The organism is Pseudomonadota bacterium (genome assembly GCA_041395565.1).
Lineage (GTDB): Bacteria > Pseudomonadota > Gammaproteobacteria > UBA9214 > UBA9214 > UBA9214.
Map to the genome: position 1 here is coordinate 82,428 of JAWLAI010000005.1, position 22,354 is coordinate 104,781.

Annotated in this window: 23 protein-coding genes; 10 read left to right on the top strand and 13 right to left on the bottom strand. The window is 59.6% G+C overall.

The features are described 5' to 3' along the window. Positions 1 to 6 precede the first annotated feature (6 nt). The 4 genes from R3F42_08265 to rpe all read right to left on the bottom strand — a co-directional run bounded on the left by R3F42_08265 (position 7) and on the right by rpe (position 3,633). The gene (locus R3F42_08265; protein MEZ5542022.1) at positions 7 to 585 is read right to left on the bottom strand and encodes an aminodeoxychorismate/anthranilate synthase component II; all 579 of its coding nucleotides are present in this window, start codon (positions 583 to 585) and stop codon (positions 7 to 9) included. 80 nt (positions 586 to 665) lie between these two features. Continuing rightward, a complete protein-coding gene (gene trpE, locus R3F42_08270; GenBank protein ID MEZ5542023.1) occupies positions 666 to 2,153 on the bottom strand; it encodes an anthranilate synthase component I in 1,488 nt (495 codons plus the stop codon). A 118-nt stretch (positions 2,154 to 2,271) separates the two neighbouring features. Continuing rightward, on the bottom strand, positions 2,272 to 2,946 hold the full coding sequence (locus R3F42_08275) for a phosphoglycolate phosphatase (GenBank protein ID MEZ5542024.1): 675 nt from the start codon (positions 2,944 to 2,946) through the stop codon (positions 2,272 to 2,274). A gap of 12 nt (positions 2,947 to 2,958) precedes the next feature. After that, positions 2,959 to 3,633, bottom strand: coding sequence for a ribulose-phosphate 3-epimerase (rpe, locus tag R3F42_08280; GenBank protein ID MEZ5542025.1), 675 nt, complete (start codon positions 3,631 to 3,633; stop codon positions 2,959 to 2,961). Between the two features lie 516 nt (positions 3,634 to 4,149). On the opposite strand from rpe, the gene R3F42_08285 reads away from it, so the two are divergent. Continuing rightward, a complete protein-coding gene (locus R3F42_08285; GenBank protein ID MEZ5542026.1) occupies positions 4,150 to 4,431 on the top strand; it encodes a DUF6763 family protein in 282 nt (93 codons plus the stop codon). Positions 4,432 to 4,510: 79 nt separating this feature from the next. After that, positions 4,511 to 4,705, top strand: coding sequence for a hypothetical protein (locus tag R3F42_08290; protein ID MEZ5542027.1), 195 nt, complete (start codon positions 4,511 to 4,513; stop codon positions 4,703 to 4,705). 9 nt (positions 4,706 to 4,714) lie between these two features. Here R3F42_08290 and R3F42_08295 read toward each other — a convergent pair whose 3' ends face one another. The 4 genes from R3F42_08295 to R3F42_08310 all read right to left on the bottom strand — a co-directional run bounded on the left by R3F42_08295 (position 4,715) and on the right by R3F42_08310 (position 10,648). After that, entirely contained in the window at positions 4,715 to 5,617 is a 903-nt protein-coding gene (locus tag R3F42_08295) for a bile acid:sodium symporter family protein (protein MEZ5542028.1), read from the bottom strand. Beyond that, entirely contained in the window at positions 5,614 to 5,931 is a 318-nt protein-coding gene (locus R3F42_08300; protein ID MEZ5542029.1) for a Rieske 2Fe-2S domain-containing protein, read from the bottom strand. The genes R3F42_08295 and R3F42_08300 overlap by 4 nt, the downstream gene beginning before the upstream one ends. A 129-nt stretch (positions 5,932 to 6,060) precedes the next feature. Then, positions 6,061 to 8,871 carry an SUMF1/EgtB/PvdO family nonheme iron enzyme gene (locus tag R3F42_08305; protein MEZ5542030.1) on the bottom strand — a complete coding sequence of 937 codons (2,811 nt, stop codon included), beginning with the start codon at positions 8,869 to 8,871 and terminating at the stop codon, positions 6,061 to 6,063. Further along, on the bottom strand, positions 8,852 to 10,648 hold the full coding sequence (locus R3F42_08310) for a cyclic nucleotide-binding domain-containing protein (protein MEZ5542031.1): 1,797 nt from the start codon (positions 10,646 to 10,648) through the stop codon (positions 8,852 to 8,854). The genes R3F42_08305 and R3F42_08310 overlap by 20 nt, the downstream gene beginning before the upstream one ends. Before the next feature lie 629 nt (positions 10,649 to 11,277). Here R3F42_08310 and R3F42_08315 point away from each other — a divergent pair. Then, positions 11,278 to 11,628 carry an HU family DNA-binding protein gene (locus tag R3F42_08315; protein MEZ5542032.1) on the top strand — a complete coding sequence of 117 codons (351 nt, stop codon included), beginning with the start codon at positions 11,278 to 11,280 and terminating at the stop codon, positions 11,626 to 11,628. Between the two features lie 58 nt (positions 11,629 to 11,686). Here the strand turns inward: R3F42_08315 and R3F42_08320 are convergent, their stop codons facing one another. Next, positions 11,687 to 12,139 (bottom strand): TerB family tellurite resistance protein, encoded by a 453-nt coding sequence (locus tag R3F42_08320; GenBank protein MEZ5542033.1) that lies wholly within the window; start codon positions 12,137 to 12,139, stop codon positions 11,687 to 11,689. A gap of 60 nt (positions 12,140 to 12,199) precedes the next feature. After that, positions 12,200 to 12,511, bottom strand: coding sequence for a heat shock protein HspQ (hspQ, locus tag R3F42_08325; GenBank protein MEZ5542034.1), 312 nt, complete (start codon positions 12,509 to 12,511; stop codon positions 12,200 to 12,202). Between the two features lie 121 nt (positions 12,512 to 12,632). On the opposite strand from hspQ, the gene R3F42_08330 reads away from it, so the two are divergent. Further along, positions 12,633 to 13,118 carry an FKBP-type peptidyl-prolyl cis-trans isomerase gene (locus R3F42_08330; protein ID MEZ5542035.1) on the top strand — a complete coding sequence of 162 codons (486 nt, stop codon included), beginning with the start codon at positions 12,633 to 12,635 and terminating at the stop codon, positions 13,116 to 13,118. On the opposite strand, the gene R3F42_08335 is transcribed toward R3F42_08330, so the two are convergent. From R3F42_08335 to R3F42_08345, 3 genes are all read right to left on the bottom strand, one after another. Beyond that, the gene (locus tag R3F42_08335; protein MEZ5542036.1) at positions 13,115 to 13,807 is read right to left on the bottom strand and encodes a general secretion pathway protein GspB; all 693 of its coding nucleotides are present in this window, start codon (positions 13,805 to 13,807) and stop codon (positions 13,115 to 13,117) included. The genes R3F42_08330 and R3F42_08335 overlap by 4 nt on opposite strands. Before the next feature lie 2 nt (positions 13,808 to 13,809). Then, the gene (locus tag R3F42_08340) at positions 13,810 to 14,421 is read right to left on the bottom strand and encodes a peptidoglycan-binding domain-containing protein (protein ID MEZ5542037.1); all 612 of its coding nucleotides are present in this window, start codon (positions 14,419 to 14,421) and stop codon (positions 13,810 to 13,812) included. A 140-nt stretch (positions 14,422 to 14,561) separates the two neighbouring features. Further along, the gene (locus R3F42_08345; protein ID MEZ5542038.1) at positions 14,562 to 15,521 is read right to left on the bottom strand and encodes an AAA family ATPase; all 960 of its coding nucleotides are present in this window, start codon (positions 15,519 to 15,521) and stop codon (positions 14,562 to 14,564) included. 764 nt (positions 15,522 to 16,285) lie between these two features. Between R3F42_08345 and R3F42_08350 the strand changes: the two genes are divergently transcribed. The 6 genes from R3F42_08350 (at position 16,286) to R3F42_08375 (ending at position 22,339) form a co-directional block, all read left to right on the top strand. Next, positions 16,286 to 16,834, top strand: a complete 549-nt coding sequence (locus R3F42_08350; protein ID MEZ5542039.1) for a GspH/FimT family pseudopilin — start codon at positions 16,286 to 16,288, stop codon at positions 16,832 to 16,834. Between the two features lie 8 nt (positions 16,835 to 16,842). Next, on the top strand, positions 16,843 to 17,331 hold the full coding sequence (gene pilV / locus R3F42_08355; GenBank protein MEZ5542040.1) for a type IV pilus modification protein PilV: 489 nt from the start codon (positions 16,843 to 16,845) through the stop codon (positions 17,329 to 17,331). Positions 17,332 to 17,343: 12 nt separating this feature from the next. Then, a complete protein-coding gene (locus tag R3F42_08360) occupies positions 17,344 to 18,060 on the top strand; it encodes a PilW family protein (protein MEZ5542041.1) in 717 nt (238 codons plus the stop codon). Positions 18,061 to 18,065: 5 nt separating this feature from the next. Further along, a complete protein-coding gene (locus R3F42_08365) occupies positions 18,066 to 18,557 on the top strand; it encodes a PilX N-terminal domain-containing pilus assembly protein (protein MEZ5542042.1) in 492 nt (163 codons plus the stop codon). 99 nt (positions 18,558 to 18,656) lie between these two features. Further along, entirely contained in the window at positions 18,657 to 18,995 is a 339-nt protein-coding gene (locus R3F42_08370) for a hypothetical protein (protein MEZ5542043.1), read from the top strand. A 17-nt stretch (positions 18,996 to 19,012) separates the two neighbouring features. Continuing rightward, a complete protein-coding gene (locus R3F42_08375; protein MEZ5542044.1) occupies positions 19,013 to 22,339 on the top strand; it encodes a PilC/PilY family type IV pilus protein in 3,327 nt (1,108 codons plus the stop codon). The last annotated feature ends 15 nt before the right edge of the window (positions 22,340 to 22,354 follow it).

Genomic DNA, 22,354 nt, shown 5'->3' on the forward strand with positions numbered 1-22,354 from the left:
CGTCGCTTACATGGTCAGGAAGTTACGCAACAGTTCATGACCGCATCCTGTGAGTATCGATTCCGGATGGAACTGCACACCCTCAACAGCCATGGTCTTGTGGCGCACGCCCATGATCTCGTCCATACCCACCTTCGGGTCCTCAGTCCAGGCGGTAATTTCCAGGCAATCCGGTAAAGAAGCCTTTTCTATGACCAGGGAGTGGTAACGCGTTGCCTCGAACGGCTGTGGCAAGCCATGGAAAACACCGACATCGCTATGGTGAATCATGGACGTCTTGCCATGCATGATGGAGCGGGCATGCACTATCCGGCCACCGAATGCCTGCCCGATACTCTGGTGCCCGAGGCATACCCCCAGAATCGGTATCCGCCCGGCAAAGGTTTTGATCGTATCGATGGATATCCCGGCTTCGTTCGGCGTGCACGGTCCGGGCGAGATCACGATCCGTTCCGGCGCAAGCGTCTCGATCTGCTTGATCGAGATCTGGTCATTTCGATGCACGACGACGTCCGCACCCAGTTCACCCAGGTACTGCACCAGGTTATAGGTGAAGGAATCATAATTGTCGATCATGAGGAGCATAGACACATTATCCCTGCTGTGGCAGTACCGGAGCAACACGGCCGCCGCCCCGGCCTGGCACGGCACAAGGGCGGCTCCGGCTATTGGGATCCTGTCAGGCCACCCGAGGCCAGCGCCACCGCCCGGAAGATCGCGCGCCCCTTGTTCATGGTCTCTTCCCATTCGTTCGCCGGCACCGAGTCGGCGACGATACCGGCACCGGCCTGGATATGCAGGGTGCCGGCTTTGATAATGGCCGTTCTTATGGCGATGGCCGTGTCCATATTGCCGGACCAGGACAGGTAACCGACAGCCCCGGCATACACGCCGCGCTTGACCGGTTCCAGCTCGTCGATGATTTCCATGGCGCGGATCTTCGGGGCACCGCTGACCGTGCCGGCCGGAAAAGTGGCACGCAGCACATCCATGGTGTCCAGACCCTCCCGCAGCTGCCCGACGACGTTGGAAACAATATGCATGACATGTGAATAGCGCTCGATCACCATCCGTTCCGTCACTCTCACGCTGCCGACGGCACTGACACGCCCGACGTCATTCCGCCCCAGATCGATAAGCATGAGGTGCTCCGCAAGCTCCTTGGGGTCTTCCAGCAAATCCCGCTCCAGCGTTAGATCCTCAGCCGCATCATCACCGCGCGGACGGGTACCCGCGATCGGCCGCACGGTTACCTGGCCTGCCTCGACGTGCACGAGTATCTCCGGCGAAGAACCCACGATATGGAAATCACCCAGATCCAGGTAGTACATGTAAGGCGAGGGGTTAAGCCTGCGCAGTGCGCGGTAAAGATCGAGCGGCGCCGCACTGAACGGAATCGACATACGCTGAGACAACACCACCTGCATGGCATCACCATCGACGATGTACTCCTTGATCCGTCGAACTGCGGACTCGAAACCATCGCGGGTGAAACCTGAGACGAAATCGCTTTCACTGACACTGGCAGCGGCGGCCGCCCCCGGGCTGTAAGCCGGGGCTGCCTCATGCAGACGAGCAACAAGCGCGTCCAGGCGCGCCTGCCCCGCTGCCAGCGCCTGCGGCTGAGCCGGATCCACATGCACGATCAGCTGCAAGGTGCCGGCCAGATTGTCGAACACCAGCAGTTCGTCTGAAACCATCAGCAGGATATCCGGACAGCCGATCGTATCCGGATTGCTGCAGACCGCCAGGCGCGGCTCTATATAGCGCACCGTGTCATAACCGAAGTAGCCTACGAGCCCACCTGTGAAACGCGGCAGACCCGGCAATTCCGGGACTCGGTATCGTGCACGGAAAGCTGCCAACCACGCCAGGGGATCCGTCGCGGTTGCCGTCTCGGTCACCACGCCATCCTTCAGGACAGTGATGTCGTGGCCGGCCACGCGCAGCACCGTGGAGCATGGCAGCCCGATTATTGAATAGCGCCCCCATTTCTCGCCGCCGTGCACAGACTCGAAAAGATAGGAATACGGTCCACACGCCAGCTTGACGAAGGTACTGAGCGGCGTATCGAGGTCGGCAAGCACCTCGCGCGTAACTGGTATCCGGTTGTATCCCTGGTCGACCAGGGCCTTGAATTGATCAGGCGTCATCACACTCACCTTTGAGATTTTCCGATTGCATATGGTTCCCGCAGCAGGCAGACGCACGCCAGCGCCCGCCGGGGCCATACTGCATCGAAAATATCTCTCCAGTGAAATGCATACCCAATCAGGCTGCCGCCTCGAGCAACGGGCAGATCTCCGTCAGTGAATCGATCACCGCATCCGGGCCGGCTTCCCGGATATCCACACCGTGGTTGTAGCCATAGCTCATGCACACGACCTGGAATCCGGCCGCCCGTGCAGCGGCAACATCGCTGACAGAATCACCGATCATCAATGCATCCCGCGGCCGGCATCCGAAATATGTCGCGGCGTGCAAGAGTGGCTCCGGATCGGGCTTTTTCTTCGTCAGGGTGTCACCGCTGATGACGATAGCAAAATCGCCAAAGACACCCAGATCCTTCAACAGCGGCTCCGTGAACTGTGCCGCCTTATTGGTAACGCAGCCCAGCTTGTAGCCTGCAGACTTGAGCAGGTCGATGCCTTCCCGCACTCCCGGGTAGAGCCGGGAACGCTTCGAGGTGTTTTCCGCATAGAGCTCGAGAAACATGGGATAGGCACTCTGGAATTCGGCTTCATCCGGCTCCCCGTCGAGTTGCCCGACCAGCGCCCGCCGCACCAGACGTTCGACCCCGTTTCCAACCCAGTCGCGCACCCTCGCCTCTCCCCAGGCAGGACGGCCCAGCCGGCCCATCATGGCATCCACGCAGAACGCGAGATCCGGCACGCTGTCGACCAGCGTCCCGTCCACGTCAATCAGGATCATCTTGGGTTTGCGCATCCGGATTCCGAACTAGGCGACTGCTTTTGCAATCTCCGCACGCATCGCGTCGATGGTTGCCTTGTAGTCCGCCGCACCGAAGATAGCGGATCCAGCGACGAACGTATCTGCGCCAGCTGCGGCAATCGCACCGATATTGTCAACCTTCACGCCACCGTCGATTTCCAGCCGGATGTCACATCCGCTCTCGTCGATAATCCGCCGCGCCTCGCGCAGCTTATCGAGCGCCGCCGGGATAAAGCTCTGTCCGCCGAAACCAGGGTTGACTGACATCAGCAGAATCATATCCACCTTGTCGATGACGTACTTGAGGTAATCCAGCGGGGTCGCCGGGTTGAATACCAGACCCGACTTGCAACCGCTGTCACGTATCAGAGACAGCGACCGGTCGACGTGTTCGCTTGCCTCGGGATGAAAGGTGATATAAGTGGCGCCAGCCTTGGCAAAATCGGGAATGATCCTGTCAACCGGCTTGACCATTAGATGGACGTCGATATCCGCGGTGACACCATGCTTGCGCAACGCCTCGCATACCAGCGGACCAATGGTAAGGTTGGGCACGTAGTGGTTATCCATGACATCAAAATGCACGATATCGGCACCGGCATCGAGCACATTGGTCACTTCCTCGCCCAGGCGGGCGAAGTCAGCTGACAGGATGGATGGAGCAATCTTGTAATCGGCCATGCTGTAATCCTCACGAATTTTGCGCCCGAAACCACGGGGTTGCCTGTAAAGCGAACGCGCACTTTACCCCATCAACCGCGTATTTTCAGCACCCGTGCAGCCGCAACGGGACGCGCAAAAACCGCTGCGGCACGCAACATGCCTGTCCCGGCGCGACCACAACAAAACAATTGTTTGATTTTAAATAATATTATAGTGGCCGCAAGCCGCATGGCCGGCCGCAGGCGCAGCATGACGCTATCCCGGGGAAGCGGCGTCCACGGTCCATACTGAGGCAGCCACGCCACATTGCGTCCTGGCGGCATGCGGCAGCAGGACCGCTACCCGCGCAAGAGCGCAAACGGGTAGCTCTGCTACGCGCTGAAACTGCAGATTTTCCGTCACCCGCCATTCCAGCCTGTTGCACTTGCCATTCCGGCTGGCAAGTCTTATAAAGAAAAAAACGACTGCGCATTTCGAGCCTTGATCCAATCTAAAATAACCCGCACAACCGAGATAAAGCTACGAGGTACCGCGATGAGCTTTGAACCACGTATCGGCGACTGGTACCAGGCCATCAACGGCGACAAATTCGAGATCGTCGCCCTGGACGAGGACGAAGCAACACTGGAGATCCAGCACTATGACGGCGCGGTCGAGGAAATCGATTTTGACACCTGGGAAGAGATGGAATTGATCAGCATCGAACCTCCCGAAGACTGGTCCGGATCGTACGATCTGGAGCGCGACGACTACGGTGTAGACCTGGAACTCACAGGCCCCACCGAACACATGAACCCCTTCGACGAACTCGACTGACACTAACCCCCGCCTACTCCCTCAACTGTAACCTGCCCGTGCCGATACCCCTGTTACCTGCAGTAACAGGAGGAACAGCATGGCGATCATTTACGACCTTATCAGCGGCAAGGTCATTTCCGAGCAAGAGGCTGCCGCGGCCAACCGGGATTACCGGCACGAAACTGCAAGCTCTGCCAGCCTGCAGCCCATCGAGAGCCCGCGCTGTCCGGAAGAAGAAAACCCCTGTGACGCCTATATGGTACTGTTGCAGCGGCTGTTGAAGGATCTTTGAACCTGCCTGTCACGGGCTTCGCCGACCCCACCATGCGGCCAATAGTGAGCCACTGAGATTGTGCCAGACGCTGAACAGTGCCCCTGGCAGCGCAGCCGCAGCCGAGAAATACTTGACGGCCAGCGCCACAGCCAGACCCGAATTCTGCATTCCCACCTCGATGGCGAGCGTCCGGCATTCACGCTCATCGCGCCCCAGCCAGCGCGGCAACCAGTAACCTCCCAGCAGCCCAACAGCGTTATGCAATACCACGGCGGCGACTACGCCGCCGTTCAGCTGCGCCAGTTGAGCGTGATTGAGCGCAATGATTATCGCGATGATTAGCACGATCGCGAGGACGGACACCGTTCGAAACAGGTGTTTCAGCAGGGCGAGCTGACGCCGCAGCACATGGTTGCAGAGTACGCCCAGCACCACAGGAACGATGATTATCTGCAGGATACTCAACAGCATTTCGAATACCGGAACAGGAACGCGCTGGCCGGCATACAACAAGGTCAGCAACGGCGTCGCCAGTACGGCCAGCAGCGTGGTCAGCACGGTCAGGGTAATCGAGAGTGCCACGTCGCCATTGGCGAGATAGCATATGACATTCGAAGCCGTGCCTCCGGGGCTACACCCGACCAGCACGACACCAACCAGCAACTGGGGCGGCATGCCCAGACTCAGCGCGAGCACCCAGCCAGTCAACGGCATCAGCAGGAATTGCAGTAGAACCCCGAGTACTACAACTGGTGGGCGCTGCATTACTGTCACAAAACGATGACCGGACAGGGTTATCCCCATGCCGAACATGACCAGTCCGAGCAGCGGCGCTATCGCCGGCTTCAATTGCGCGAACCAGTGCGGCTGGAGCAGTGCCGCCATCGTACCGAGCAGCGCCCACAGCGGGAACAGCGCAGTGACGTTCATGCGCGTCCGGCCAGTTGCAACCGGGCACAAAATTCACGCTGCTGGATAAAGACCGATTCCCCATCCATATATAGCGGCAGCAGCAGCAATGCCTGCCCGACGCATGGGCCGGCGATGCACTGGCCGTCATGCAGATTGAACAACGCCGCATGCATTGAACACTGGATGAGATCGCGGTCCGGGCTCAGAAACTGGTCCGGCATCCAGTCGAGAGGCGCCCCGGTATGGGGGCAACTGTTGAGGTATCCGAACACCCCGGCGACCGAACGCACCAGGAAGACATCGTGCAACCGGCCAGCGCAGGAAACAGACATACCGCGACTGCCCGGCACGTCGATAGCGTCAATTCGGCAAAGGAATATCCGGTCACCTGTATCCTGCATGATCGCAGACTACGACTGCCTGCGCCATTGTCAATAACAGCGGCGCAGTTTGCTGCTGACTCAGTTCTCCCGGACCACCCGGAAGCCGAGGTTGTCCAGCCTGGTGTCCTGGTCCAGTTGTCCCCGCTTCGCACTACGCAGGGTATCCAGCGGGCTGGTGTAGCCCCCGCCACGCACTACACGCTGACTGCAGTGCGGACTCAGCCAGGCAGATCCGTCCTGCGGCGCACCATCGTAGCTTTCGTGGTAACAGTCCTCTACCCATTCCTGCACATTACCTGCCAAATCATGCAGCCCGTAGGCATTGGCCGGGAACTGCCCGACCGGCGCGGTGCTTGCACCGTCCCACTGGCTGCCGCAGTTATGGCAATTCGCCCAAACACCGTCGGTAGCCTCGGCATCTTCCGCCGCCATCCACCAGTACAGCCAGTAACTTCCGCCGCGCGCAGCATATTCCCACTCGGCCTCAGTGGGCAGACGATAGACATGACCGGTCTGATCAGTCAGCCAGTCGGCATAATCCCGGGCGTCACTCCAGGACACATTCACGACCGGCCGCTCGTCCCGCCCCCAGGTCTCGTCGAAAGGCAGCCGCCGCCCTGTAGCCCTGGCAAATCTGTCATACTCTGCGAACGTGACCTCGTACTTGCCGATGGCGAAACCGGGCAACTTCACCAAGTGCCGCGGTCCTTCCTCGAAATTCAGCGAGTTTCCATAACTACCCATGAAATAACCGGCCACCGCCAGCTCCACCATTTCCGGCCCCGCCCCCCCGTTCTTGAGCGCATCGCTGAAATCCCGCAGCACGGCCTGCCGAGCGGGACGAGCGCGCATCTGGGTGTCTGCGTGCTCAATAGAGGACGGGACTGCGTTCCGATCCGCTGGGCTAGCAGCCGTTGCAGCGCGATCCGGCGACGGTCCGGCTGTCACGGCTTGCCGCCCGGATTTCAGCCCGGCATCAGAGACGGACTGCGGTGACATCGACTGCTGCCGTGTATCCGGCGCGACGACAGGCTGAGGCGTGACCTGCACCGGCGGTGTCACCCCCGGCCGCACTGCGCCTGCACCGCCTACGGCGGCAGCCTGATCAGGATGCGGTGTCGCCGGCTGCTGTGCGTGCGTGCTCGAGGCTGTCGTATCCCGGCCCGCCTGCTGGCTACCCAGCAGCCACCAACCCGCGACCACAATCATCACGGCGACAACCGCCCCAATCAGACCACCTAGCCAACCTGAAAATCGTCTTTGACCACGGCCACTGCCCGGCTCGAACACCCGTTCAGTCGCTGGCGCGTCGTAGCCGGCAGGACCGCTCGCCGGCCGCACCTCCCGAGGTAAGGCAATCACTCGATCCGGCGGCGCAGCCACTTCGTCAAGCGCCGGAATATGCAGCGGAGCTTGCATCGCCGAACCGCTCTCGAGCTGAGCCAGCAGTACATCACGCTCACCAAGCAGTCTGTCGCGCGCCGCCTCCGCCTCCGCCCGCAAGCGAACCGCTATTTCTACATTCCTGCGTGCCTCTTCTAGCTGCCTGCGCAGCTGCACCGCATCCTCCACCTGACCGGGCGCGGCGACATTCATCAAACTGCGAGTGACTTCCAGCTCTCCGCGCAGCGTGTTGATCTTTTCATGCAGTACACTCTGTTCTTCCAGCGCATTGTCCCTCTCCCTGGTCAGGCCGCGCAATTGCGACTCGAGTTGCTTGATTGCGGTTTCCGCCTGACGATACTGCTCTTCCAGCAGTTTTATATCAGCCTGATGGCGCTCTCTCTCCTGATGCCTGAACACGACCATCTCGGCATGCGCCTGCTGTAATTCCTGCTGGACCCGGCCAAGCTGTTCCTCGGTAGCCGCATGCGCCTCAAGCACACCCTGCAGTCGGCCGCGCTCCTCAGTACGCACTGCTGACACGGCCTCTTCGATGACGTCGGACTGTTTGCCGAAATTGACCTCGTGCTCGGTCGCCACCGCAGCGAGCTGCTCCTTGAGCTCGCGCTGGCGTGCTGCCATCTGCGCACGCTCTTCCGCCCGCGCCTGACGTTCAGCATGCAGTTCATCGCGCAGGTTATCCAGGTCTCCCTGGGCTCTGGCACGAGATTTCTGATAGTCACGCGAGGTCTGTTCCAGTTGCTTCCGCAACCGGTCAATCTGACCCTGCATTTCCTTTTCTATATCATTCTTGCGCTTGAGATCTTCATGCGACTTCCTGGTCGTGTCCTGGTAGTCACCCTCGATCCCTCTAATGCGCTCCTCGCCCTGCTCGACGAGCTGCTTTAGGCCCGCAATCTGCTGGCGAGACACTTCGAGCTCCTCGCGCAGCACCTCAAGATCAAGATCTTTCTTGCTGCTTTCGATGCGCAGGCCTTCCAGCTGGGTTTCCCGCGCCTGTGATTCAGCCTGGATAACCGCGAGTCGCTCCTGCCCCTGTTCCAGCAAATCCTGCATGGCCGCAACCCGCTGCTCGGCATCCGCATCACGGTCCCGGAGTTGTTGACGCAGCGTCTCGACCACCACTTGATGCTCGCCATCCCCGCCCGGTTCATGCCGGCTGCTGGTGGAATCGGCGTCTTCGTCTACGGCAGTCGCAGCCGGCGACTCGATCACGATGTCCTCGACGGCGCTATCGTTTGCCGTGACTGCCGCCGTCAATGCATGACGCAACTGGGCTACTTCGTCCTGCAGGGACGAGGATATGGTAAGCAGTGAATTTCTCTCTGCCTCAAGGGATTCAAGTTGGTCGGCTTGAATCGAGAGCAGCGACTGCAGCTGTTCTACCTGCTCGTGCGAGGACAGCCCCGCCTCCCCCGTGTCGGGGTCGGAATCGTCTAGCGATCCTGCACCTGCCTGCAATTCACTATTCGAGGCCACCGCCATCCCCCGGTCCTGCATGCGACAGGTTTTCAGCCATCCTGGACATCGAGTCATGCATGGCTTCGAGACTTTGAGTCACGGCCTGCATTTGCATATCGACACCCTGCTTCTCGTTTGCAACGGACAGCAATATTTCACGTAACCGTCTGTTTTCTGATGCCTCGCGAGCCAGCATGATCTGCAGTCGATCCGTAGCTGCGGGTGATGCCCCGGCATCCAGCAGGTCAGGCATTGCAGCACCGGCACGCACATCTGCCGATTCGAATGCCGTAACCCGCGCCAGGGCTTCATCGAGTTGGCTGCGCATCTGCAGGAACTGGACCTCGGATTGCTCCTGCTCGTTGCACAGTTCCTTACGCAGTGACTCACACTCATCTCGCAGCCTGCCGACCGTCTTGCTTAGCCTGTGCGACTGCATCTTCTCCTGTTCGAGTTCTTCCGAAATGGACTGCATCTGTTGCGCATGCTTCTCGCGCAGCGAAACCAGGTGCAGCTCGGACTGCCGCTTGCCTTCCTCCAGCATGGAAATGCGGCTGTACAGATCCGCCAGTTTGCCACCGGATTCCGCCAGTTCCTCACGCGCCAGGTCCAGTTGTTGCTCCACCCGTCGCCTTAGCTCACGCTCCCGCTCGACCTCGGCCTGGAGGACGGCAGCTGCGGCGCCGGCGTACGACTCGTGCGACAACTCTTCCGATTCCCGCCCGTCTGCAACCGCCAGGTCACCCTGCATCGCCTGTTGTCCAGTCATACCACCACTGAGTACGCACACGTCGAAGCCGCGATGACTGAGCACGAATGCGGCCGAATCGCTGCGGCTGCCGGAGTCGCAGCAAATCACGTACTTGGCGTTATAAACCAGTTCCGGCATTTCGCCGCGCAGCAAAGGCAGCGGGATGTTCACGCTATCCTCGAATGCACTGCGTGCGTATTCCTCCGGCGTACGCACATCTAGCCAAACCGCACCCTGATTGACCAGTCGCACTGCCTCGTCGTAGTTTACGTATTTCACCAACTGGGTTTTCAGCAGATCGACAAAATCCTGCTTGGCCAGACACATGAGTATGCCGTCGGTAAGCATCGTGACCGATGCGTTACGCGTACATGCGGATACCAGCGCTTCCTCGCCGAAGGAATCACCGTTTGCCAATTCAGCAAGCTTCTCTTCCGGCGCACCGGGTTCCCTGCGGCGCGTTACCACACAACGCCCCTCATGGATGGTATAGAAGTGCTCACCCTCACTGCCCTGCGCAATAATGACGTCGTCTTTGCAAACCTCGATTTGTTTAAATTTCATCAGGAGTAACTGCAACAGCGAGGGCGGCAACTTAACGAAAGCCTTGGACTGCTGCAGCATCCGCGTCATCCAGTCATTGCTTTCGACAGAACCTATCTCTACCACCTCCGTCATGCTCGACGGATCCCAGGAGAGAAAGACATCCAGCAAACCGGTGTCGATCCTGGCAACAACCGACCGACTCACGGTGCGCGCAGAAAATTGGCGCGGCTGCAGATTGGATATCGGATTCAGACTTTGCTCGGTGCCGGCATGAATCTCTGTCACCACCTTGCGTGCCCCGTCCACCAGACTGACACTACCTTCCAGCAGGTAGAACGTCTGATTGTCCCTGTCACCCTTGCGGAACAGGTACTGTCCGGCCTTTACGGTCTCGATGACGATCTTCTCTGATAATTCTGCGAACCGCTCCTCAGTGAGCGCATTCAACGGCACCAGATCATGCAGTCGTTTCTTGTTCTCAATGATTTTCTCGGCAGCGCGCATATTCACCCGTAGTAAGCAACGTTCGGTTCAGTGTCACCCGACGGAGAGGGTTCTCCACGGCAAGATATTGCATTCACCGTATCGGCGACCGAGGACTGTTATTAAGGAATTCTCCCGGTATTGCGGCTGTTCCCGGCACACCGCAGGTGTGAGTTTGCACAGCACCATCATCCTGGCGAGACTCCGATGCGAAAAGCTTGAAGGCCATCACAGAATGCGGACCTTTCCAGCCGTAGCGAGGCTTTCAGGCACACACAGCAATCGGGAGGATGAGGTGACTCGTGCCACCTTGTTGCACACTATCGAGCCAACGCGAATCCATCGCGGGAGGCGACGCCAGGCCGCGGCAATACCAGATCACAGATCGCTAACCGCCATGCAACCGCCCGACCGGGTGTTGCCGAAAGAGACTTGCAGGCCGGCGAAATCGAGCGCCGAACCGACCCGAAGTCTTGACCTGTAAACATGGATGAGGCCCGCACACTGGAAATCACGGGGCGCCGTGCGTGTACACGCCACCAAGTACTGCAAAAAAAGGCATTTTATGTGACAAAAGTCTTTAACATTTCAGTTATTGTGCTATCTTACGCGTGCTGTTACTTCCATCATCCAACGAGGAGCTACATCGAATGGCAAAAAAGAAAGCGACGGCCAAGAAAAAGACAGCTACCAAGGCTGCTGCAAAGCCAACGACCAAGTCTGAAACGCTTAACTATATTGCTGACAAGACCGGCCTCACCAAGAAGGACGTGGGCGCCGTATTTGATAACCTCGCAGTCCTCATGAAACGCGACCTCAAGCGCGGCCCGGGCATCTACACCGTACCTGGCCTGATGAAGGTCAAGGTAGTGCGCAAGCCGGCCACCAAGGCACGCAAGGGCGTCAACCCGTTCACCGGTGAAGAGATGATGTTCAAGGCAAAGCCGGCAAGGAATGTCGTCAAGGTCCTGCCGCTAAAAAACTTGAAGGAAATGGTATAAAAAACAGGATATTACGGGGCTGCAGCGCAGCCCCGCATCTTTTCCGGGCGCCCCGGCATCAGTCATCCTGAAATCTGATCTTGCCGCGAATGAACTGACTGTGCGGAACATATAGAAGATCAGCCACCTTGCGCACGAGATGTTCTTCGTATTCATGAATTCTGCCGTCGAGGAACGTCAGTTCCCATAGACGGTGCACTATCTCCACCCGGTCCTCCATACTGCATTCGCTGGTGATGAGCCGGGTGAATGGATACAGCGAGGTTGCGCTGCCGGTCTGCCGCTCCGCTTCCAGGTAGATACCGCGAGCCTCCTGCGGGGACACAGCGTAGATCTCCTCAACGATATGCTTGATCCGCCTCCGCTCCGCTTCGGTGACGTCGTCATCTGCTGCCGCCACCTCCAGTAGCAGCGCCGCAGTGGCAATCCGCAGGGCCCGCTCCGCATCCTGATCAGTGTCCCTATTCGACGCGAGGCGCCGCCTGAGCAATGTCTGAATCGAACTGAGCATCAGCTGATTATAGACTCATCGTCACCTGGACCGGTCGTTTCGTTGTTCCGGCATATCCCGCTAGTTGATATGCCGGACGGACTGGTACTGCCCACTCTCGAACCGCTTGAAAAATTCTCCCAGCATGGGGTGATTGATGGGTTCATTACTGTCATCAACCTGGAGATTACGCTCGGCTACGTAGGTTTCGCGCCCCGAATCGTGCACCAGGACCCGGTACCATGGCTCATCCTTGGGCGGCCTGGAATGCGCCATAGCCTGATACCATTCCTCCCGACCGTTGAACTCGGGATCCACATCCACCACTACGCCGCGGTAATCAAACAGGCGGTGATGGATGCATTGTCCGATAGCGTATTTGGCGAGTTTCATCATCTCGGCGATCCTGTATCCACCCTCTCCCGTTGCGACAGCCGCGTCACAGGCAAGTTCGCCATCTCCCGGGCAGCCCCCCTATAATGAACAGGAGGGCCTCTCGGCAGAAGGATTTTTTGTGGATAATATTCATACTGTTAAGACTGGCATGGTGGTGACCATCCAATACTCTCTGACCAACGCGGACGGCATCGTAATCCGCACGGCAGACGCCCGGCCGATCAGTTACCTGCACGGCAGCGGAACACTGCCCCGCAAGCTGGAACAGCGCCTAGAAACGTGCGGCATAGGCGACGTGATACGTGCCCGCCTGCTCCCCGATGATGCCTTCGGCAAGCGCGACCTCGACCTGGTTTGCGATCTCCCGCTAGATACCTTCCCTCCCGGCGAGGCCATCGAGCCAGGCGGCAAGATCCTCGGCCATGATGAGGACAACAAAGAAATCCTGTTCTCCGTTACCGCGGTCAGGGATGGCAGGGTGTTTCTTGATGGCAATCACCCCCTGGCTGGCCAGACGCTGGTGTTCGAGGTCGAGATCCAGGGAATCCGTAGCGCGACCCAGGATGAGCTGCAGAGCGGCCGGGCGATCGGTACCGAAAGCTAGCGGTCGACCCTGAAGCGCCGGCCCTGAAAGAAGAGCTCGATACTGCCGGGATTGATCTTTTCCAGCACGGCCCCGCTGGCCAGCGTATCGCCTTCCCGGTATTTCGCCAGGTCGATCAACACGAAACGCCGGGCAGGCTCATCCGCGTAGACATGAACATCGATATGCGGCAGGGCGAAACCGCCGCGGAACTCGAGGGGAAGTTCGCTCCACTCGGGCAGAGTGCCATCGCCACCACTGCCGCTGGAAAGCGGTGTTGGTGCCTGGACCACCTGCGGGCTTGGGGCCGGCGCAACCTCCGTTGCCGGAGTCGCGACCTGTGGCTGCGGACGCGCAGCCGGTGCCGGCGCGGGCGGCTTGACCCGAGGCCGCATCTCGCGCGGCGGTTCCCGTTCCGGCCTGGCCAGACGCTGCAGTGGTTCGGTGTCCGACGGGATCGCCGCCACCGGCGGGCGATCCGACGGTGTCATGCTGACCGGAGCGGAATCATCCGCAACCTCGGCGGTATCATGGCTGAACAGATACGCGAGCAGCCCGGCATTCGCCAGCAACAGCGCAGCAGCAAGCCATGGCCAGTAGCCGGTACGGCGGTGGTTCCGCTCCCCCCAGTGCGCCGCATCCAGGTCCGGCACCTCGCCCAGATTGCGCTCGCGATCCGCCTTTTTGAGTGCTTCGAGGATGTATGACATGGCTAATCCGTGTGTGCCGCCATCAGTACCGGCACACCCTCTCTTCCCGCACTGGTATTGAGCTGGATCAGGGTATTCTTGCCGACGATGCCGTCCGCGATAAGTCCCCGACTGCGCTGGAAATCAAGCACCTGCTTCTGCAGTGCAAAATCGAACACATTGACATCGGTGGCCGGTATCTGGACACCCTGCACACGCTCCAGCTGTTCCCGCAGCCATTTCACATCCGGACCCATATCACCCATCCTGAGATAAAGCCTGCCTCCGGGTGTCGCCTGCAGGAGCAGGGAATAATCCCCATACCAGTAAGGCTCTACCTGCGTGATAGAGGTTCGGTACAGTGCCTCGCCCAACACCAGTTCCAGTCGTGAACCTTCCATATGCCGGAGGTATACCGGCACCCGGCTGCCATCCGGAGCAACCAGCCGCAACACTGCCGGACGATTGAACTTGCGCAGGCTGTTCCAGTTGCCCTGCTCCTCGAGACAGAGTAGACCGTACTGTAGCGCATAATCGCAGAAATCCGGCTTCACGTTCTCGGGCAGGTCCACAGCCCAGGCTGCGAACAGCTCTTTCCAGGCTGCCCGGTACCAGGTACCGTCCGCTGCTGCCAACAGGGTAGCCAGGGTTGCCGCCGGCGCAGACGAGTCACTTACCGCGCCATTTGTATCCGTCGCTAGCGATGCTGTATTCCTCTCAGCCGGTTGCAGGTTAGCAATCGCAAGTTGGGACGCCAGTTCGATGCTTTCCGGTGTCATCTCCACCGGTCCGCAGCCGGTGTCAGCGCGGGATCACCCGCATCAGGCCAGGGCAGGTAGCGCCAGAGCGCGACCGCAAGTACCGCCAGCAAGGCTGCGCCGGCCAGGGCAGGCAACCACCGGCGGCCACCTGCCACAGCCCCGGTCTCCTCAGCCAGCACCTCGCGCGCTGCCTTGCGCACAATCCTGGCATCGACTTGCGATTTACCTTCCACATACGCGCCTAGCAATGACCTGTCACACAGGACGTTGATCAGACGGGGAATTCCGCCTGAAAGAGCATGGATTCTGTCGACCGCGCGCTTGTCAAACAGGACACCGGACACACCGCAGATCTGCAGTCGGTGCTGGATGTAGGCTTCCGCCTCGGCGCGCGAGATGGGTTCGAGGTGATAGCGCGCCGTGACACGCTGGGCCAGCTGCCGCATATCCTCGCGAGCCAGCAGCTTGCGTAGCTCGGGTTGCCCGATAAGGATGATCTGCAACAGCTTCTGGGTCGCTGTCTCCAGATTGGTCAGCAGCCGTACTTGCTCCAGCACGTCGGCTGAGAGGTTCTGTGCCTCATCGATGATCAGGACCGTACGCCGCCCACGCGCAAAGGCATCCAGCAGATAGTGATTGAGGATGTCGACGAGCTGCTTGATGCTGTCGCAGTCCGCTGGATAACCGATGCCGAGTTCGTCACAGACCGTGGCGATCAGTTCGAGGGCCGTCACCTTGGGATTCAGCACCATGGCAATATCGACATCATCGGGGACCTGTTCCAGCAGACACCGGCATATCGTGGTCTTACCCGTGCCCACCTCGCCGGTCAGCTGGACGAAACCGCCGCCTTCGCCGAGGCCGTACAACAAGTGCGCGAGCGCTTCGCGATGCCGGGCGCTCATGTAGAGGAAGCGCGGATCGGGCGTTATGGCGAAGGGCCGCTCGCTGAGATCAAAATGCTTGAGATACATGGTTCATAGCGGTCAGGAACGGGAACTACCGACCCGAAGTGCCGTGAGCAACGCGGTCAACAGGCCTTCCGACTGGTGCCGGATCCACCCGGGAGGCATCGCGCACGGCTAAAGTCGATGAAACTCAATAATATCCTCTCTCTGCCATCGCTTGCGACTGTAATCTTGCCCCGCCGCCCTATCCGCATCCCTACCTGTGGCTATATAGCCCGTTCAACCGTTGGACCGCACCGTCCAGTGAATCTCGCCCGCCCGATGCCAGCATCTGCCGTCTCACGGCGTCGATTTCATGACAACCACTGGCACGACACTTCCGCAACGACGATGCGACAGTGTGCGGACACGCGCCGCGTCCCGACATAATCAGACAACCAGCTGAATACTATCGATTTCCGCAGAACCGTGCCGAGCGCGATCGCGCACTGCCCACCAACGTACGAACGATGCTGTGTACGTGATCCACCTGGCAGCTGACGCGCCACTCGGCACGGCTGCTATGGCACGGCTCGTGAGCACAAGAGATCGGCAACCCGCCCAATCACGGCAGCCGCACGGCAGCGCCGGCTAAAGCGCAGGGACAACACTGCCGATACAGCCGGGACGCGGCGCCGGGCAAAGTCTGCGACGGTCCTGCTTTATCATACGTCATTGTTTTATTTATAATTATCATTGACATTTCGCCGACAGGCTGATTTGATTGGGCTACACGGCATATGGCTTGGAAACGGCCGCCGACCGGGGACTGGAGCAGGGACGGAGTAGTTATGCTGCATAGCGGTAACCGCAATCAGGCAGGACTCACCCTCATCGAACTGATGATCACACTGGTCGTCGGATCACTCTTGCTGGTCATCGCCGTACCGAGCTTCATGTCCTTCCAAAAAGACAACCGCCGGATCACGCAGTTGAACGAACTGGTCAGCGGCTTGAATCTGGCCCGCAGCGAGGCAGTAAAGAGCAACGCCGTGGTTGCCCTGTGCCCCAGTTCGGATCAGGTATCCTGCTCCGGCGTTATCTACGACAACGGCTGGGTCGTGTTCCTCAACACCGACGGGGACAGCCCCCCGGTAGTGGACGGCGGGGAGACCATTCTCCGCGCGCATACCGGCACCAGCAGTGGCGCGACCCTGCGCGCCAGTGGCATCACGACCGGTCTCAACTTCCTGGCGACTGGTCGTCCGAATACCGGCGGCGACATCACTTACTGCGATGACCGTGGTGCAGACAAGGCACGCGCCGTCATAGTCAGCATCGCGGGTATTATCAGGACCAGTGAATTACACGCCGACGGATCAGCACTGAGCTGCCCGTGAGATCTGCCATGCACATATCCAGACGACAAAGCGGCTTTTCCCTGCTCGAGGTGCTGATCGCGATCATCGTGCTGTCGATCGGCCTGCTCGGACATTCCAAGATACAGGCGCTTGGAGTACGCGCCGGCACCGATGCCCACCTGCGTACCGAGGCAACCTTTCTTGCCAACGACATGATCGAACGCATGCGGTCCAACCGCCCGTCCGTCGCCAGCAATTACTATGCCGGCATCAACTATGGCAGCATCGACTGCACCGGCGCGCCGGCCAAGATCTGCAGCGAGGGTACCGCCGGTGCGGCGGCCGTCTGCACCTCGGCCGAAATGGCCGACGAAGACGCCTTCAATTGGACCTGCGACGTCACGGCCTCGTTGCCCGGCGGTAGTGTCGCCGTCACCTCGGCCGCCGGCGTCTTTACCGTCGCGGTCAACTGGAACGGTCTCGACGAAGACGGCAACGTGCAGCCAAAAACCGTAACCACAACCCTGATCCCCTAGGACCGGGCAGCCATGACGCGACAGCAAGGATTCACACTGGTAGAGATGATGATCGCGATCGTGATCGGCCTGCTGCTGATCGCCGGGACACTCAGCGTGTTCCTGAGCAGCAAGCAGGGCTATCGCATGGCCAGTGGCCTGTCGCTGATGCAGGCGACCGGCCGCGCCACGCTCGATCTGCTGGCACGGGAGATCATGATATCCGGCTTCCCGCAGGAAGCGGTCATCGACACCTTCGACTCCGACCTGACCTCAGACGGCGGCGGCAGCGCCAGCGACACCTTCACCGTACATTACCGCAGCACGACCGACTGTGTCGGCAATGCCACCCCCGTGTATGCGGATGGCCAGCAATACGCCAAAAACCAGTTTTTCGTGCAGGGCGGCAACCTGATGTGCTGGCCGCGCGCGGAGGATGACACCGCGATCGGCGCCAACGCAAGCACGGTCGTCGCCGGAATCGACAACCTGCAGATTCTGTACGGAGAGGATACCGTTGCGGACGGCGACCCGACGGCGACGCGATACGTGACCGCCGGTAACGTCAGCAACTGGGCGAACGTCGTCAGCGCCCGGATCGGTATCGTGGTGAATTCCCAGGACACTATCGCGACCACCGACGATACCGCCACCTTCTCACTCATCGGCCAGTCCGCCGCTGCTGCGGGCGGCGATCGCCTGCGGCGCCGCGCCTACAGCACGACCGTCGTGATCAGGAACAGGATGTAGTCATCATGAACAGAGCAACCCGTAACGCCGCGCGCCTGCACCCGCCCGCACGCAAATCCCAAACTGGCGCCGCACTGTTCATCGGCCTGGTCATGCTGGTCGTCATCGCAATCATCGGGGTCAGCGGTGTACGTTCGGTCGTCATGGAGAAGAACATGGCGACCAACAGCGAATACCACATGATGGTATTCCAGGCCGCGGAAACCGCCATCGAGGGCACGCTCGCCGACAACTCCGCCTTTGTCGACGCGATCAACACACCAACCAGCGGTACCTGGCCCACGCGCAGCTATAGCATGACACACGGCTACACGGCCCAGTCGGTGACCAGCAGCGCAACCATCGCGGTCGGCACCCCCACCGTACCGATCGGGTACTCAATTGGCCAGTTCGTGACCTATCCCTTCACCATTACCGGAGACGGCGCCATCGCATCCATCAATGCGCGGACACCCATCCAGACCGCGAGCAAGATCGCGCCGTACCTCACACCCTAGGTGACAGCGTAAAACCGTGACGGGAAGCACAATTTCTTCATATTCCGGACAGTAAACTCGATATTGCCTGTGCGCCGCATTGCCGCAAGGAGAATCACCATGAAATTCCAAAAATTATTGAGCCTTGCCACGGCACTGCTATGCAGCCCGGGCCTGTATGCGGAACTGATTCCATTACAGAAATCCATCGAAGCCAGCGATATCAGTATCAAGATGACGAACGGCGGCAACGGTTACGTACTGGCGCGCGAGTGTGATAGCTGTCCGTATCAGCGACTGGACATCGACAGCAAGACAGTCATCAGGATCAACGGCAAACCCGTTCGTCCCACTAAAGCGATCGAGAAACAGTGGCCAGGCGGGACCGTCACCTTCGACCTCAATACCACGCACGCCGCAAAGATTTCGCTCCAGGTCGTGGATCAGCCGCAGAATTAATGAAGAGGGAACCGGTTATGTTTACCTTCACCACCAAGTCTCGGGCATTGCTGCTGACATTTCTACTGGCACAGGCGACCGGACTCCCGCTCAAGGCAGACGATACCGAGGTCTATCTCGGCGACCTGGCGTTCTCGACCAATATCAGGCCGAACGTCCTCTTCATCCTCGACACCTCTGGCAGTATGGGTGATTCACTGACCGTCACGACCGGCACCTATGACCCCGCTACGACCTACAGCGGCTCGTGCAGTTCCAGCCGGGTTTACTGGAATAACAGCGGCAACCCGCCATCATGCTCGACGGACAATTATTTCGATACCACTTCCAATGTCTGCAACGATTCAGCTACCGCCTTGTCCGCCGGCGGTACCGGCATCTACATCGGCCGGCTGGCACGTTACCGCATCAGGGCCAACCGCGAGGACCGCTGGAGTTCGCTGAATAACAACGATCACAGCAGCATCGTGGAATGCGAGGCCGACTACGGCGTACATGGCAACGGTGTCTCGAGCGATGCCTACCCGGCCGACGAGAATGACGGTGGACCTTATAACCCGGCCGCCGCGACTCCGCCGTTCAACTGGAATACGACCGGCGACTCCTACACCCTGTATTCCGCCAATTACCTGAATTGGTACTATTCACCCGGTACCACCACGACCATGACAAAGCTGGAGATCGTCCAGGACGTGCTCGTGAACCTGGTCAATAGCGTATCCGGCATCAACGGTGCTTTGATGCGCTTCGACAACCGGAGCGGCAATTCAAATCAGGGGGGATATTTCCTCCTGCCCATGCAGGCGATCGACAGCAGTTCGAGAGCGACCTTCGAGTCCACGATCAACGCCCTGACAGACGGTGGCAATACCCCGCTGGCAGAGACCCTGTACGAAGCCGCGCGTTACTACCGCGGTGAAGGCGTGAAGTTCGGCAACAGCACCTCGCCGGGCACCAACGTCGCCGGAGTACTCGACCCGGCTGACGCGACCAACTCCACGTACCTGAGTCCGATTGAATATCAATGCCAGCAGAACTTCATCGTGCTGCTGACCGACGGTGAGCCGACATCAGATAACAACGCCGACACGGATATCCAGAACCTGCCTGGACTGACCACCCTCGCGGGCAGCTGCAATTTCAACAGTGGCGACGATTGCTTGGACGAGCTGGCTCACTACCTGCACGGCGTGGACCAGATACCGGATGCGACCATGGACGACGACCAGACCGTGGCCACCTACACCATCGGCTTCACGACCAATCAACAGCTGCTGCAGGATACAGCCACCAAGGGCGGTGGCAAGTACAAGACGGCAGACAGCGCCCAGGAACTGTCCACGGCCTTTAACCAGATCCTGTCGGACATCCTTTCTGTCAACACCACCTTCGTGGCCCCGGCGGTGCCGGTCAATGCATTCAACCGACTCACCCACCGCGATGAGCTGTATTTCGCCCTGTTCCGTCCGGAGAAATTCCCGCAATGGCCGGGCAACCTGAAGCGTTACAAGCTGACGGATACCGGCATCGTGGATTCCACTTCCCCCAATGCCTTACCCGCGGTCGATCCCGCCACCGGATTCTTCGCCAAGGGAACCACGAGTTTCTGGACCTCGGGCGCCGACGCACCGGATGGGGATAATGTGAGCAAGGGCGGTGCTGCCGCGGAGCTGACGCTCACGCGCAATATGTATACCTATACGGGTGCCAGCGCGCCAGCCGATATCGATCTCAGTGCCAGCGATTATGTTTTCAACGAATCGAACGCACTGGTTACCAAGACGATGCTGGGGGATAGTGGCATGTCGGATGCCCATCGCACCGAGCTGATGCAGTGGGCGCGGGGTATCGACGTATTCGATTCTGACGAAGACGGCGACACCACGGATGCCAGGCGGCAGATGGGTGACCCGCTCCACAGCAACCCGGTCGCGGTGAATTACGGTGGCACGAACACCAATCCTGATATCACGATATTCCTGGCGACCAACGAAGGCCTGCTGCATGCCATCGACACCACGGATGGCAGTGAACAGTTTTCCTTTATCCCGCAGGAGCTGTTGCCGAACTTCGAAATCATGTACAGCAACAACGGCGCTGATAGCCACCCTTACGGCCTGGATGGTCCGCTGACCGCCTGGATCAACGACGCCAACAACAACGGGGTCGTGGAAGACAGCAGCGGCAACACGGAAAGCGGTGAATTTGTCTACCTTTACATGGGTATGCGCCGCGGCGGCAACAACTACTACGCGCTCGATGTCACCGACCGTTCTGCACCTGTACTGAAATGGATAATCCAGGGCGGCCAGGGTGACTTTACCCATCTCGCCCAGACCTGGTCGAAGATGGAACTCGCCGCGATCAAGAGCAGCGGCAACAAGCGCCAGGTGCTGATCTTCGGCGGCGGCTATGATGTCAACCAGGATGACAATACCGGCATCGATTCCGAAGGCGATGCCATCTACATGATCGACGCGGACACCGGTGCCAGGCTCTGGTGGGCCGGCAAGAGCGGCTCGGGCGCGAACCTGACCAGTGCCGACATGAAATACGGCATACCGGCTCCGGTCATGACCGGCGATATCAATGCCGACGGCTTTACCGACATCATGTTCGCCGTGGACATGGGTGGCCAGGTCTGGCGCTTCGATTTCAACAACAGCGGCAGCAACACGACCATAGCGGGCGGCGTGGTTGCCAAGCTGGCCGGCAACGGCAGCGACGAACATCGCCGCTTCTACGTCAAGCCTGACGTCTCGCTGATCAAGATCAATGGCGTGGCCTACTATGCCGTGGCTATCGGTTCGGGCTACCGTGCCCATCCCTTGAACACGGCCACCCAGGACCGTTTCCACATGCTGTTCTTCCCCGACGTCTACACGCCGCCGGCGAACTACAACAGCCCGCTCGACGAAGACGACCTGCTCGATGTCACGAGCGACCTGACGCCGGATCTGTCTTCCAGTCATGGCTGGCGCATCGACCTGGATGCCGGAGAAAAGGTCCTGGCGAACTCGCTGACCGTGGACGGTACGGTCTATTTCACGACCTACAAACCGGATGCGAATGTCGCGAATTCCTGCGCTCCCAGCCAGGGCGTCGGGCGCCTGTATATCATCAATGCCTACGATGCCCGGCCGATCAAGAATCTCGACGGCGTAGGCAGTCTTGACAGCCTCACGGTAACGGACCGGTACAAGACGCTGACACGGGGCGGTATCCAGCCCGAGCCGCGTCTGATCTTCACCGATTCCGACTACCCGATCCTGGTCGTCGGACCACAGGTGATCGATGAAATCGACCTGCTGAACCCACTCAAACGCACCTCCTGGACCGACTGACGGGGATGACAGGGA

What these genes read in the sequence shown, in the direction of transcription:
- R3F42_08295 (MEZ5542028.1), bottom strand. Translation starts at nt 5,617, where the DNA reads ATGAACGTCACTGCGCTGTTCCCGCTGTGGGCGCTGCTCGGTACGATG.
- R3F42_08375 (MEZ5542044.1), top strand. Translation starts at nt 19,013, where the DNA reads ATGTTTACCTTCACCACCAAGTCTCGGGCATTGCTGCTGACATTTCTA.
- R3F42_08310 (MEZ5542031.1), bottom strand. Translation starts at nt 10,648, where the DNA reads ATGCGCGCTGCCGAGAAAATCATTGAGAACAAGAAACGACTGCATGAT.
- R3F42_08365 (MEZ5542042.1), top strand. Translation starts at nt 18,066, where the DNA reads ATGAACAGAGCAACCCGTAACGCCGCGCGCCTGCACCCGCCCGCACGC.
- R3F42_08360 (MEZ5542041.1), top strand. Translation starts at nt 17,344, where the DNA reads ATGACGCGACAGCAAGGATTCACACTGGTAGAGATGATGATCGCGATC.
- R3F42_08345 (MEZ5542038.1), bottom strand. Translation starts at nt 15,521, where the DNA reads ATGTATCTCAAGCATTTTGATCTCAGCGAGCGGCCCTTCGCCATAACG.
- R3F42_08275 (MEZ5542024.1), bottom strand. Translation starts at nt 2,946, where the DNA reads ATGCGCAAACCCAAGATGATCCTGATTGACGTGGACGGGACGCTGGTC.
- R3F42_08335 (MEZ5542036.1), bottom strand. Translation starts at nt 13,807, where the DNA reads ATGTCATACATCCTCGAAGCACTCAAAAAGGCGGATCGCGAGCGCAAT.
- R3F42_08320 (MEZ5542033.1), bottom strand. Translation starts at nt 12,139, where the DNA reads ATGCTCAGTTCGATTCAGACATTGCTCAGGCGGCGCCTCGCGTCGAAT.
- trpE (MEZ5542023.1), bottom strand. Translation starts at nt 2,153, where the DNA reads ATGACGCCTGATCAATTCAAGGCCCTGGTCGACCAGGGATACAACCGG.
- pilV (MEZ5542040.1), top strand. Translation starts at nt 16,843, where the DNA reads ATGCACATATCCAGACGACAAAGCGGCTTTTCCCTGCTCGAGGTGCTG.
- R3F42_08265 (MEZ5542022.1), bottom strand. Translation starts at nt 585, where the DNA reads ATGCTCCTCATGATCGACAATTATGATTCCTTCACCTATAACCTGGTG.
- R3F42_08285 (MEZ5542026.1), top strand. Translation starts at nt 4,150, where the DNA reads ATGAGCTTTGAACCACGTATCGGCGACTGGTACCAGGCCATCAACGGC.
- hspQ (MEZ5542034.1), bottom strand. Translation starts at nt 12,511, where the DNA reads ATGAAACTCGCCAAATACGCTATCGGACAATGCATCCATCACCGCCTG.
- R3F42_08350 (MEZ5542039.1), top strand. Translation starts at nt 16,286, where the DNA reads ATGCTGCATAGCGGTAACCGCAATCAGGCAGGACTCACCCTCATCGAA.
- R3F42_08315 (MEZ5542032.1), top strand. Translation starts at nt 11,278, where the DNA reads ATGGCAAAAAAGAAAGCGACGGCCAAGAAAAAGACAGCTACCAAGGCT.
- R3F42_08370 (MEZ5542043.1), top strand. Translation starts at nt 18,657, where the DNA reads ATGAAATTCCAAAAATTATTGAGCCTTGCCACGGCACTGCTATGCAGC.
- rpe (MEZ5542025.1), bottom strand. Translation starts at nt 3,633, where the DNA reads ATGGCCGATTACAAGATTGCTCCATCCATCCTGTCAGCTGACTTCGCC.
- R3F42_08300 (MEZ5542029.1), bottom strand. Translation starts at nt 5,931, where the DNA reads ATGTCTGTTTCCTGCGCTGGCCGGTTGCACGATGTCTTCCTGGTGCGT.
- R3F42_08305 (MEZ5542030.1), bottom strand. Translation starts at nt 8,871, where the DNA reads ATGGCGGTGGCCTCGAATAGTGAATTGCAGGCAGGTGCAGGATCGCTA.
- R3F42_08290 (MEZ5542027.1), top strand. Translation starts at nt 4,511, where the DNA reads ATGGCGATCATTTACGACCTTATCAGCGGCAAGGTCATTTCCGAGCAA.